We start from the raw sequence: 11,275 nt of genomic DNA, 5'->3' as shown, positions 1-11,275 counted from the left end.
TGACCTTCTCGTAGCCGATCTCGTACGCGTCCTGGTAGTACTCCAGGTTGTCGTTGGTCAGGTACGGCGCCGGGTAGTAGGCGCGGCCGATCTTGCCTTCCTTGCGGATCTCGATCTTCGAAGCGACCGGGTGGATCGAACTCGTCGAGTGGTTGATGTAGCTGATCGAACCGGTCGGCGGGACGGCCTGCAGGTTCTGGTTGTAAATGCCGTGCTTCTGCACGCTGGCCTTCAGCTCGCGCCAGTCGTCCTGCGTCGGAATGTGGATGCCGCCGTCGGCGAACAGCTGGCCGTTCACGTCAGTTCCCGAACGGGCGAACAGTTCACGCACCTTCTCGGTCTTCGGCTCCCACACCTGGTCGATGTACTTGTCGAAGAACTCGCCCGACGCGTACTTGCTGTCCTCGAAGCCGGCGAACGCGCTGCCGCGCTCCTGAGCGATCCGATTGGACGCACGAATCGCGTGGTACGCGACCGTGTAGAAGTACATGTTCGTGAAGTCGATGCCCTCTTCGCTGCCGTAGAAGATCCGCTCGCGAGCCAGGTACCCGTGCAGGTTCATCTGACCGAGACCGATCGCGTGACCGTCCTCGTTCGCGCGTTTAATGGACGGAACCGAGTCGATCGACGTCTGGTCGGCCACTGCGGTCAGGCCTCGGATCGCCGTCTCGATGGAATGACCGAAGTCCGGCGAGTCCATCGTCTTCGCGATGTTCAACGACCCGAGGTTGCAAGAGATGTCGCGTCCGATGTGCTCGTACGAGAGATCGTCGTTGAATGTCGACGGCGTCGAGACCTGCAGGATCTCCGAGCATAGGTTCGAGTGAGTGATCTTGCCCGCCACCGGGTTCGCACGGTTCACCGTGTCCTCGAACATGATGTATGGGTAGCCCGACTCGAACTGGAGCTCGGCGAGCGTCTGGAAGAATTCGCGCGCCTTGATCTTCGTCTTGCGGATGCGCGCATCCTCGACCATCGCGTGGTACTCGTCGCTCACGTTCACATCGGCGAACGGCTTGCCGTACACGCGCTCCACGTCGTAAGGGCTGAACAGGTACATGTCGTCGTTGTTCTTGGCGAGCTGGAACGTGATGTCCGGGATTACCACTCCGAGCGAGAGTGTCTTGATGCGGATCTTCTCATCCGCGTTCTCCCGCTTGGTGTCCAAGAACCGGTAGATGTCCGGGTGGTGAGCGTGCAGGTACACCGCACCCGCACCCTGACGCGCGCCGAGCTGGTTCGCGTAGCTGAACGAGTCCTCGAGCAGCTTCATGATCGGGATGACGCCCGAACTCTGGTTCTCGATCTGCTTGATCGGCGCACCGTGTTCACGGACGTTGCTCAGCAGCAGGGCGACACCGCCGCCACGCTTGGACAGCTGGAGCGCCGAGTTGATCGACCGGCCGATCGACTCCATGTTGTCCTCGATGCGGAGCAGGAAGCACGAGACCGGCTCGCCGCGCTGCTTCTTGCCCGAGTTCAGGAACGTCGGGGTGGCCGGCTGGAAACGTCCGTCCATGATCTCGTCGGCGAGGTTGCGTGCGAGTGCGGTGTCCCCGGCAGCGAGGGTCAGCGCGACCATGCAGACTCGATCTTCGAAGCGCTCCAGGTAGCGCTTGCCGTCGAACGTCTTGAGCGTGTAGCTGGTGTAGTACTTGAACGCACCGAGGAACGTCGGGAAGCGGAACTTCTTGCTGTAGGCGTGGCCGAACAGCAGCTTGACGAACTCGCGGTCGTACTGGGCGAGGACCTCAGGCTCGTAGTAGTTCTCCTTGATGAGATAGTCGAGCTTCTCGTCGAGGTCGTGGAAGAACACCGTGTTCTGGTTGACGTGCTGCAGGAAGTACTGCCGCGCCGCCTCCTTGTCCATCTCGAACTGGATCTTCCCGTCGTCGTCGTACAGGTTGAGCATCGCGTTGAGCGCGTGGAAGTCCATCTCCCCCGCTCCATGACCCGCGGGGCTCACATGGACGGCGGACTGGCTGGCCGAGACGGTGGAATCTGGTGCGGTGGCGGTGGGCGACACGATTACTCCTGGAAGTGTCTAATGCGCTAGTGCGCGGTGTGCTCGGACGAAGTCGGTGAGGCCGTCCCGTACTCGGGTGACGTCCTCCGGTGTGCCCATTAACTCGAACCGATACAGATAGGGCACCTGGCATTTGGCAGCGATGATGTCGCCCGCCATACAGAACTCCGCTCCGAAGTTTGTATTCCCGGCGGCGATCACTCCGCGGATCAACGCTCGATTGTGTTCGACGTTGAGAAACTTGATGACTTGTTTGGGTACGTAGCCGCCACCCGCGTGAGCGGTAACCGCCCCGTTGTCACTGACCTTCCCTCCCCCGTAGGTCGGACTGATCAGCACGTACGGCTCGTCCACTCGGAACGTGCCTTCCCGATCGATCAGCGGGATTCGCTGCGATCGGGCTCCGAGCTTGCGCACGAAGCGTTGGGTGTTCTCCGAGACGGATGAGAAGTACACGATCAACGGCAGGTCGTCGCGGCCCGGTACCTCGTCGGCGGCCGCAGACATCGGCCGGGACTCAGGCTGCGCCGACGGCGAGAGCCTTGATCCGGTCGGGGCGAAATCCCGACCAGTGGTCGTCGCCGTCGACAACGACCGGAGCCTGCAGGTAGCCGAGAGCCATGACGTAGTCGCGAGCCTCGTCGTTCTGGCTGATGTCGACGACGTCGTACGACAGACCAGCCTTGTCGAGCGCTTTGTACGTCGCATTGCACTGGACACAAGCGGGCTTGGTGTAGACGGTGATTGCCATCGGCGAGACTCCCTCATCCTGCGGTCCGAGACCGCTTCCCTGCGACATTTTCGGTGGTCTGTTCGGGAGGCCTTCCCGGTGAACGACGTCGATGTGATTCGATCGCCTTCTGTCCGCCCCCCGGACACTTCAAACACTACACCTAGTGGTTGGGTTTTCAACTGACCACAATCACTTGTGAATAACATTCATGAAAGTCCCAGGTCGCGGAGGCGCTGTCCACAGGTCGATCGGCGTGTCTCGGCGCATTCGGCGTGTCATGCACAGCGGTGTGGAGCAGTTGTCAACAACTGTGGATCGAGCCATGAAAATCAGTGAATCACCAGGGTGTGACAACACGAGTCCTCACGCGCTGTCAGCGGACGCCGCCGGCGAGATCGACGGGCCGCGCACGAGACCGAAGCCCAGAAAAGGAATGAGCCCTGTGGCCGCGAGAGGCTCGCGGCCACAGGGCTCACCGACGGCTCGGCCCGGGGTCTCCGGTGCCCACCGTCTCGGACGGTCACCGTCAGGTCAGACAGTGACCGCCGCCGAGTCGACGAGGACTCGGACGGCTCCGGTAACCTGACCGACGATCGCCTCACTGCGGACGCCTTCATCGTCGAGCTGACCGGTGATGAGACCGATCTCGACGTCCTCGACCACCCGAGCGCCCGCGATGCCGACGGTCTTGCGGGTGTCCTGACGCGACCAGGTGCCGGCGTACTGCCCCATGGCCGCACCGATCACGCCGACCGGCTTGCCGCCCATCGCGCCCGCACCGTACGGCCGCGACAGCCAGTCGATGGCGTTCTTGAGGACAGCGGGCAGGGTGCCGTTGTACTCGGGCGTCACCAGAAGTACCGCGTCGGCCGCTGCGACGGCATCGCGCAGTTCGACGACTCCGGCGGGAACAGAGTCCTCTAGGTCGATATCCTCGTTGTAGAACGGAAGGTCGCCGAGCCCCTCGACGATCGAAGCGGACACGCCGGCGGGCAAGTTCTCGACGGCGACCTCTGCGAGCTGGCGGTTGACAGATGCGGCGCGCAGACTGCCGACGAGGATGGCGACCGTGAGTTGGTTGTCCGACATGATTTCTCTCCTAATGAGGCTCGCTCGTGCTGTGAGATTCGCTTGTGAAGTCCAATGGGGCTTGTGAAGTCCACTGGGGCGAGGCACCCGGCCAGGCGACTCTTACATTCCACGAAAGAGTAAACGGACCTCGGTCCGCAATTCATCCCTTCATCGCGGTGACATCGGTCACCGATCAGACGAATCGAAGGTGAACCCGACTATCGGCTAATGTCGGGCCATGGCGATCTCGGACCACGACCCCGTCGGCCTGCCGGTCGTCGGCGGACCGCCGCCGTCGCCTGAGCGTGCTGACGCCGCACGTAACCGCCGTCTGCTGCTCGCGGCGGCTAAGTCGCTCATCGACCACCACGGTGCCGCCGCCGTCACGATGGACGCGGTGGCGCGTGCCGCCGGGGTCGGCAAGGGCACGGTGTTCCGCCGATTCGGCAGCCGGACCGGCCTCATGCACGCGCTCTTGGACCATTCCGAGTCCGATCTGCAGCAGGCGATGCTGTCGGGTCCCGAACCGCTCGGGCCGGGCGGTCTTCCGCTCGACCGGCTCATCGCCTACGGTCGCGCCCGACTCAAGATGACGATCGACCACCTCGATCTACTACTCGAGGCCAGTTCCGACGACCCGGATCGCCTGGCGCACCCCGTATGGGCGATGTCGACCCAACACGTCAAGATCCTTCTTCGTCAGATCGGCTTCTCCAGCGGCCTCGACGTCATGGCGCACGCCGTCCAGGCGCCGATCGACGCGCTCACCGTCCGCCATCTCATGGATGTCATCGGTCTGACGCACGAACAGATCGCAGACGACTGGGAGCGGATGGTCCGCGACCTCGCCGCCGGTCACTGACTATTTCTATTTCACCGCACGACGTCACGCATCGTCAGCGCTCCGACCCGACTGAGTTCGGGCCCTTCGGGTATCAGCGAAACCACTGACCACGGAGCGCGAACCGGCGTTTCCGCCAAGCCGAGACTGGTCGCCGCGTCCTCTCCTGCGAGTCGGTGTCGTACTCCGGTGTCGGAGACAAGGATCCGTTGACCGGCGAGCGGGCTGTCGCCCCGGATGCCGGTGAGCGCTACATATTCTGCGGACCCGGGCGCGAGATACACCGCGTCGAGTCCCGGCCCGGCGAGCCCATCCGCCGAACCGAGGCGGACCGGCGTCCGCCCGCCCGGCACGGGCCATCGGTCGGCGACGACGAGTCGCTCGTCTGCCGCCGCATCGTCGCGCCCGCGTGCCCAGTGTCGACACACCACCGCATCGGCTCCGCCCCGCAGCGTCGGAGCCGCATCCGGAAAGTGTCCGACCGGGAGGCGGTCGACGACCGGGACCGTCGTGAGTTCGGCCGGGGCGACGTCGCGGACTGTCGGCGCGATGTCGGCGTCGACAGACAAGAGCATGTCGGCCGCGGTCTCCGGCACCTGCTGAACGCCGTCGACGAGCACGACCCGGTAGGCGTACGCGCCGTCGACCGTCGCGGTGCGGACGACGGTGCCGACCGTCGCACCCAGCGGCCCGGCCGCTCCCCGACTCGGGACGTCGGGAACCGCGAGTTCGGGCCGCTCCGGGAACACGTCGAGCAGGGCCGCCGACACCGGACGAGGCTCGACGCCTTCGAGTCCCATCGCGCGCATCACCTCTACTCGAGTCGTGTCCACCTTGGCTTTGGCCGGCACCGGCACGTCGCCGTCCCGGTCGGTGAACAGCAGCCACCGTTCGTCGTCGTAGGAAACGAAGACTCCGGTGTCGGTCGCGGCGGCGCGCGGATCGACGCCCGCGAGCACGAGGGTTCCGTCGGGCCCGTCGCACACCGTCCATGCCGAGTCTCCGTCGGCCGCCGGTCCCGGCAGCGACGCGGGAGCGCCGGGGATTCCGAGCGTCGGCCCGCGCGGATGCTCCCGCAGCGACGCTGCGCTGACCGACTTGACCTCCGCGGGGCTGCCGACGACGAGCCGTGCCGAGGCCAAGTTCAACACCGGGTGCATGACGTCGTCGACGCGGACGAACATGGCGCCGCCGGGATCGGTGACGATCTGCGCGTCGCCGACCGACGGCGCAGGTCGAACGAGCCCGTAGACGCCCGCACCCGCCAGGATGAGCACCGCGACCACGACACCCGCGAGGAGCGCCCGACTCTGCGACCGCATCGGGTCGTGAAGCAGCCGCACGTCTCGGCGGATCAACGCGTGCTCGGCTCTCGCGAGCCCGAACCGGTAACCGCTGACCTGGGCGCGCGTAGTGATATGTCTAGCCATCGATGACAATCCCCCTGAATCGGTCGATTCCCCGATATCGAATCCGATACACGCACGCTAGCCGCGTTGTAGTGTGACGCCACGCGATTCGGGGGAATTCACATGCGACTGCTCACACGTCGGGACTATCGGGCTGCACGACCGGCACCTTTCGACGTTCCCAACGGCGTCGGTTTCCTCGGCGTCGTGGTCGACGAACCCCGGCTCGTGTCGGTCCTGTCGGTCGCTCCCGGCCCACCCGCGCCGGTTCTACTGCCGGATGGTCCCCGCCCGCTCCTTCCTGTCGACGCCATCGCGCGCTGCTTCGACTACGTCGATGCACGTCCGACCCGCATCGATGTGGTGACTCGAACCCTTGCGTCATGGGGTGACGGACCCGCAGCGCGCGCGTATCGAAGCCTCCTCGGGCCGCTGGATCCCGCGTCGCATCGCAGCGTCGCCCTCGTCGTCCACATCGATCCCGAGCTGTGCGGCGACGCCGTCGCGTTGCGCGGCGGCGGAGCTGCCGGAACTCTCCGGACCGCACTGTGGTGTGTGCGGAGGGTGATCGCGGCCGCCGCACCGTACGCCCGTCTGCAGCCGTTGACTGCTGCGGCGCTGTCAGCCGACGCCGCTTGGACCGTGGACGACGCCGCGCACATCGTCGCCTCCTTGACTCCGGGCGGTCTCGACGGCTCGGCTCCGCCGATCGGCGGCGACGGTCAGGTGGTGGGCGCGGCTGAGTCCGGTGCACCGGTCGCGCTCCGCCTGGCCGGACCGCTCGTCGACCGCGTCGACATCGCGGCCGAGCCGCGACTGGTCCGACAGACCGCAGTCCGACTCGCTGCACTTGGCGTACGCGGACACGTGATCACCGACCGTCCCGCGCAGTGGCGGCCGCTGGCGGAGGCGATCGGCGATCCCCTGCTGTTCGGTGTCGGTCCCACCGTGCCGCCGACCGCGCAGGTCGTCATCCGCGACGTCGGCGGCCCCGGTGACCACCGCACCGACCCCGGACTCACCGAACTCCGAGTCCATCGCCGGTCCGCCGACACATCCGACGGTTGTTTCCTGCTCCGTCAAGACCTCGGCGACGCGTCGCTGCTCCATCTCGTCGCTCCCGACGGCAGCCCGCCGACAACGGTACGAACGGTGTCCACACCCGCCGAGCGCGCCCTCACCGGCTGACCCCCGGCCGGTCGACTCACGGCACGAAGACGCGAACGAACTCCGTGTCCGACGAAGCCGCGTGCACCACCACGTCGGGGTCGGAGTCGGCGATCCAGACTGCTTCGCATGCCGACACGGCCACTTCGTGTCCGTCGCCTCCGCTCACCGTGATCCGACCCGAGAGCACCGCGACGATCTGCGGCCCGGACACCCCGAAGCTGATCGACGCAGGCTGGTGCAGTCCGGTCCCGTCGAGGTGCACGCGCGACAGCCGGAATTCGGGTGCAGGCGTCATGTACACGCGCTCGGTTCCGACAGTCCGGACCTCCGGTGTCAGTTCGTCGAGGCTGACAGGCGTGAAGTCGAGGACCCGGAGCAGTTCAGGGACGTCGATGTGCTTCGGAGTGAGGCCACCGCGCAGCACGTTATCGGAGTTGGCCATCACTTCGACCGCAGTCCCCTGTAGATATGCGTGCAGCTTGCCCGCCGAGACGTAGAGCGCCTCGCCCGGACTCAGGTGGATGCGGTTCAACAGGAGGGAGGCCAGGACGCCGGGGTCGCCCGGGTACGCTTCGCCGAGTTCGAGAAGTGAACGCAGTTCCAACGCGAACCGCTGGTCGCCGCTTTCGAGGACTCGGACCGCGCCGTCGAGCGTGTCGGGCACGAGAGTGCCGATCACCGAGTCCGGGAGGGTGAGCCACGTGGTGAACACCGCGCGCAGGCCCGTGTCGTCGGGCTGTCCCGCCAGCAGACCGAGGTACGGATCCAACGCCGGGACTTGAAGACTGCGGAGCAGTTCGACGGTCAGGTGAGGATCACGGAAGCCGGCGAGCACGTCGAAATCAGTGAGTGCGACGACGAGTTCCGGCTTGTGCCAGCCGTCTCGGTAGTTGCGTTCGGGCGCGTCGAACCGCAGACCTGCCGCGTTCTCCCTCGCGAACCCTTCGGCGGCCTGTTCGGCGCTCGGATGCGCTTGCAGCGACAGCGGCTCCTGCGCGGCGAGCACCTTCAACAGGTACGGCAGGCGCGGACCGAACTGGTCGAGTACCGCTGTCCCGAGTTGGTTGTCGGGGTCGCCTTCGATCAGCGACAGCAGGTCGCCCCCGGATTCGACTGTGGCGGGCGACGCCGGGTGGGCGCCGAACCACAGTTCGGCTTCGGGGTGCGCCGATGGACTCGGCGCACCGCGCATCTGTGCCAGCGCGGTCCGCGACCCCCATGCGTACGGCCGGATGACTCCGGCAAGCAGCTTCATCGCGCGGCGGCTCCTGTCAGGTCCAGGTAGGCGGCGGCGAAGTCGGCACGCACCGCCACCGTGAGGTAGGCGGCAAGGTCCGCGGGAACGTCGCCGAACTCCGCGACGCCCTGATCGCTCGTGGGACCGGAGACACCGTCGGGAGCGGTGCCCGCCTGCTCGGTCACGACGTCGACGTCGCCGAACGCCGCCGTGCGGTGCTCAACTCCCCAACTCCTCGCTGCGGTGGTCAGCAGCATCACGCGGGGGCGTTCGACCGGCGGCGCATCGTCGAATTCCGGATCGTAGAAGATGGTGTCCACGGTAGACGGACCGGCCGCCGCCGCGGGGACGCGCAGATGCGCGAGGACTCCGGCCTCGTCGCCTGCAGCCGACGCGATGCCTGCGACGGCGAACACGGTCGCAGCGATGTGTTCGGCGAGTGCGGTCGACGCCGGGGTGTCACCGGCCCAGGCGAGGGGGCGGCCGTCGACTCGCATGGCCAACAATTTCGCCTGGTTGCGAAAGCTCTCGTTGTCGGGATGGTCGACGGTCGCCTCAACGTCTAGAAGATCGGCAACGTCGGCGAGCGCAGGCGGCGCCGGATGCATCCGCACGGCGCCGAACGCCGTGCACACGGCGACGAGCGCCGCGACGGTCCGGACGAACCCGAATCGCGTGTCGACGGGCAGCCGCGGCGACAGGTCGGCTATGGACTGCGCGCCGACTGCGTCGGCGAACGGCCCCTCGACGGGGACGGCGGCCACGAACTCGGCACGACGCCGCAGCGCGCGCAGCGCGGCGTCCGCATAACTCCGGTCGCCGGGGTCGTCGCCTGCCACGACGACCACGTCGAGCGGGCCGATCCATCCGGGCAGCGACGGGGCGACGACGAGCGGGACGTCGACGTGTGCCGCCAGAAGCGTGACAACGAACTCCGCGGCGCGACGAGCAGACGCCGAACTGCCGGTGACCACGACGACGGCGCGTGGCCGTAGGTCTGCGAGCGGCGCGAGTGCGCCTTCGGCGACCGCGTGTGCGACGGCGCGGACGTGCGCGCCGGACATCGCGGCTGACCGCAGCAGACCGTTGTGGTCGGCGGCGACGAGACCGTCGACGTCGTCGAGGTCGCGGAGGTGGTCAGACATGTGTTCCAGCCTAGGGCATGGCCTCGACGAGCCGAGGCGTCCGAATGGGCTCAGTCCACCGGATCCGGTAGGACCCGCAAGTGGCCTCGCCGCCCGGGCCGCGGGGTGGCGGCCGCCGACTGTGCGGGGCGTTCAGATGCCCGGTGGCGTCCGCGCTGCGACTCGTCGAAATCGGCGTGCGCCCGGAACGATGGTCGCGCGAACGGAGCTGCGGAGCCGACCTCACGAACCGCTTCGGCGAGTGCCGTCAGGTCCTGGTCTTCGGTGGCCTGCTCGAAGCCGCTTCCGCTACGCAGCATCTCCCAGCCGCGCGGAACGGTGATGCGATCGGCGTGTTCTGCGCACAGGTCCCACGAGTGCGGTTCGTCGGCGCCCGCGAGGGGGCCGATGACCGCTGTCGACTCCGCATAAACGAAGGTCAGCGTGGCCACGGCCAGCTTGGAGCAGCCTGGGCGGCAGCACTGACGAGGGGAACTCACAGCCACACCTTATCGTGTCGTGTCGGCGCTGCCACGATCGACACACGTCCTAGACTGGCGTTCATGGCGTTTCGTCTCGCTCCCCTGCAATCGGGCCACCGCCTTCTGCGCCCGCCGCCGCGTCACACCCGTGATCGCCGCGGCCACGGCCTGCGCGGACCGTTGTTGCCACCCGGCGTCCCCGCGCGCCGAACCAAGTCGGACGACTTCGATCGGGCGGCGGTCGACGCGTTCGCCGAACTCGATGCACGCTGGCACGACCGGCTGGCCGGCCTGGACGTCGCCGTCGACGACATCCCGGGAACCCTCCCTCGAGGGACGGATCCGGCGGACTGGGAGACGATCGCCTGGCCGGAGGAGGTCACTGCGGACGGACCGGTGCCGTTGGCCCGACTCATCCCCGCGGCCGTCGACGCACAGGGACGACCGACACGGGCGCAGATCGTCCTGTTCCGTCGTCCGTTGGAGTTGCGCGCGCTCGACGACGATCTGCGCGAGTTACTGCGTGAGATCCTCATCCAACAGGTTGCGACGTACCTCGGCGTAGACGAGGAGACCGTCGAGGAGGGGCCCAACCCGAATACCTAGCCCCTGGATCGCACGAAAGCTACACCGCTCGGCCCGTGCCTCGATAGGCCGAGGCACGGGCCGAGCGGTATAGGTATTTCAATGGGGCAGTGCGGAAATGCGCAATCGGCGAGACGCCGAGACTAGATGATGCCGCGCTTGAGGCGGCGACGTTCGCGTTCGGACATTCCACCCCAGATGCCGAACCGCTCGTCGTTGTGGAGTGCGTACTCAAGGCAATCCGCCTTGACCTCGCATCCCTGGCAGATACGCTTCGCTTCGCGCGTCGATCCGCCCTTCTCCGGGAAGAATGCTTCAGGATCGGTCTGCGCACACAGTGCGCGATCCTGCCATTCGTCCTCTACTGCATCGAACAGTGCTTCGAAATCACTCGGTACAGCCGTCAGATGTCCGAACCCCAAGCCCGTAGTTCGACTGGCCGGCTCAGCACCTTCGCCGTGATCAAAAGTCATAGTCGGCGCCCTCCCTGCTTCGCTCCACCCTTAATGACACTGATGTGATTACACACGGTGGCACGGTGCGGGTCAAGCCGAACGCCAAGATTCATTCATAACACCACAGGCCGACAAAATCGTT

12 protein-coding genes are annotated in these 11,275 nt (G+C 66.5%); 3 read left to right on the top strand and 9 right to left on the bottom strand.

What is annotated here, in order from left to right; genetic code table 11:
- The 4 genes from nrdE to ACTIMF_RS15110 all read right to left on the bottom strand — a co-directional run.
- The coding region (nrdE, locus tag ACTIMF_RS15125) for a class 1b ribonucleoside-diphosphate reductase subunit alpha (protein ID WP_442351118.1) at positions 1–2,026 on the bottom strand (2,026 nt) is incomplete at its 3' end.
- Positions 2,027–2,044: 18 nt separating this feature from the next.
- Complete coding sequence (gene nrdI / locus ACTIMF_RS15120; protein ID WP_442351117.1) at positions 2,045–2,533, bottom strand: class Ib ribonucleoside-diphosphate reductase assembly flavoprotein NrdI; 489 nt, start codon at positions 2,531–2,533, stop codon at positions 2,045–2,047.
- 10 nt (positions 2,534–2,543) lie between these two features.
- The gene (gene nrdH / locus ACTIMF_RS15115) at positions 2,544–2,777 is read right to left on the bottom strand and encodes a glutaredoxin-like protein NrdH (RefSeq protein WP_442351116.1); all 234 of its coding nucleotides are present in this window, start codon (positions 2,775–2,777) and stop codon (positions 2,544–2,546) included.
- Between the two features lie 513 nt (positions 2,778–3,290).
- Positions 3,291–3,848, bottom strand: coding sequence for an NAD(P)H-dependent oxidoreductase (locus ACTIMF_RS15110; protein ID WP_442351115.1), 558 nt, complete (start codon positions 3,846–3,848; stop codon positions 3,291–3,293).
- Between the two features lie 220 nt (positions 3,849–4,068).
- Between ACTIMF_RS15110 and ACTIMF_RS15105 the strand changes: the two genes are divergently transcribed.
- Positions 4,069–4,692 (top strand): TetR/AcrR family transcriptional regulator, encoded by a 624-nt coding sequence (locus tag ACTIMF_RS15105; RefSeq protein ID WP_442351114.1) that lies wholly within the window; start codon positions 4,069–4,071, stop codon positions 4,690–4,692.
- 11 nt (positions 4,693–4,703) lie between these two features.
- Here the strand turns inward: ACTIMF_RS15105 and eccB are convergent, their stop codons facing one another.
- A complete protein-coding gene (gene eccB, locus ACTIMF_RS15100; RefSeq protein ID WP_442351113.1) occupies positions 4,704–6,101 on the bottom strand; it encodes a type VII secretion protein EccB in 1,398 nt (465 codons plus the stop codon).
- Between the two features lie 102 nt (positions 6,102–6,203).
- Between eccB and ACTIMF_RS15095 the strand changes: the two genes are divergently transcribed.
- Positions 6,204–7,268, top strand: coding sequence for a type VII secretion protein EccE (locus ACTIMF_RS15095; RefSeq protein ID WP_442351112.1), 1,065 nt, complete (start codon positions 6,204–6,206; stop codon positions 7,266–7,268).
- Between the two features lie 16 nt (positions 7,269–7,284).
- On the opposite strand, the gene manA is transcribed toward ACTIMF_RS15095, so the two are convergent.
- From manA to ACTIMF_RS15080, 3 genes are read right to left on the bottom strand one after another with little or no spacing between them, the layout of a single operon-like run.
- A complete protein-coding gene (gene manA / locus ACTIMF_RS15090; protein ID WP_442351111.1) occupies positions 7,285–8,505 on the bottom strand; it encodes a mannose-6-phosphate isomerase, class I in 1,221 nt (406 codons plus the stop codon).
- Entirely contained in the window at positions 8,502–9,632 is a 1,131-nt protein-coding gene (locus ACTIMF_RS15085; protein ID WP_442351110.1) for a hypothetical protein, read from the bottom strand. The genes manA and ACTIMF_RS15085 overlap by 4 nt, the downstream gene beginning before the upstream one ends.
- Positions 9,633–9,682: 50 nt before the next feature.
- Positions 9,683–10,111 carry a DUF3499 domain-containing protein gene (locus ACTIMF_RS15080; protein WP_442351109.1) on the bottom strand — a complete coding sequence of 143 codons (429 nt, stop codon included), beginning with the start codon at positions 10,109–10,111 and terminating at the stop codon, positions 9,683–9,685.
- Positions 10,112–10,174: 63 nt separating this feature from the next.
- Here ACTIMF_RS15080 and ACTIMF_RS15075 point away from each other — a divergent pair, with 63 nt between their 5' ends.
- On the top strand, positions 10,175–10,699 hold the full coding sequence (locus tag ACTIMF_RS15075; RefSeq protein WP_442351108.1) for a metallopeptidase family protein: 525 nt from the start codon (positions 10,175–10,177) through the stop codon (positions 10,697–10,699).
- A 122-nt stretch (positions 10,700–10,821) separates the two neighbouring features.
- Here the strand turns inward: ACTIMF_RS15075 and ACTIMF_RS15070 are convergent, their stop codons facing one another.
- The gene (locus ACTIMF_RS15070; protein ID WP_442351107.1) at positions 10,822–11,151 is read right to left on the bottom strand and encodes a WhiB family transcriptional regulator; all 330 of its coding nucleotides are present in this window, start codon (positions 11,149–11,151) and stop codon (positions 10,822–10,824) included.
- Positions 11,152–11,275: the final 124 nt, after the last annotated feature.

Source organism: Gordonia sp. (in: high G+C Gram-positive bacteria) (assembly GCF_052106715.1).
Lineage (GTDB): Bacteria > Actinomycetota > Actinomycetes > Mycobacteriales > Mycobacteriaceae > Gordonia.
This window is presented reverse-complemented; position numbering and strand designations above follow the sequence as displayed.

Coding starts and splice junctions, on each gene's coding strand:
- manA (WP_442351111.1), bottom strand. CDS start 8,505: ATGAAGCTGCTTGCCGGAGTCATCCGGCCGTACGCATGGGGGTCGCGG.
- ACTIMF_RS15075 (WP_442351108.1), top strand. CDS start 10,175: ATGGCGTTTCGTCTCGCTCCCCTGCAATCGGGCCACCGCCTTCTGCGC.
- ACTIMF_RS15105 (WP_442351114.1), top strand. CDS start 4,069: ATGGCGATCTCGGACCACGACCCCGTCGGCCTGCCGGTCGTCGGCGGA.
- ACTIMF_RS15085 (WP_442351110.1), bottom strand. CDS start 9,632: ATGTCTGACCACCTCCGCGACCTCGACGACGTCGACGGTCTCGTCGCC.
- ACTIMF_RS15070 (WP_442351107.1), bottom strand. CDS start 11,151: ATGACTTTTGATCACGGCGAAGGTGCTGAGCCGGCCAGTCGAACTACG.
- ACTIMF_RS15110 (WP_442351115.1), bottom strand. CDS start 3,848: ATGTCGGACAACCAACTCACGGTCGCCATCCTCGTCGGCAGTCTGCGC.
- nrdI (WP_442351117.1), bottom strand. CDS start 2,533: ATGTCTGCGGCCGCCGACGAGGTACCGGGCCGCGACGACCTGCCGTTG.
- eccB (WP_442351113.1), bottom strand. CDS start 6,101: ATGGCTAGACATATCACTACGCGCGCCCAGGTCAGCGGTTACCGGTTC.
- nrdH (WP_442351116.1), bottom strand. CDS start 2,777: ATGGCAATCACCGTCTACACCAAGCCCGCTTGTGTCCAGTGCAATGCG.
- ACTIMF_RS15095 (WP_442351112.1), top strand. CDS start 6,204: ATGCGACTGCTCACACGTCGGGACTATCGGGCTGCACGACCGGCACCT.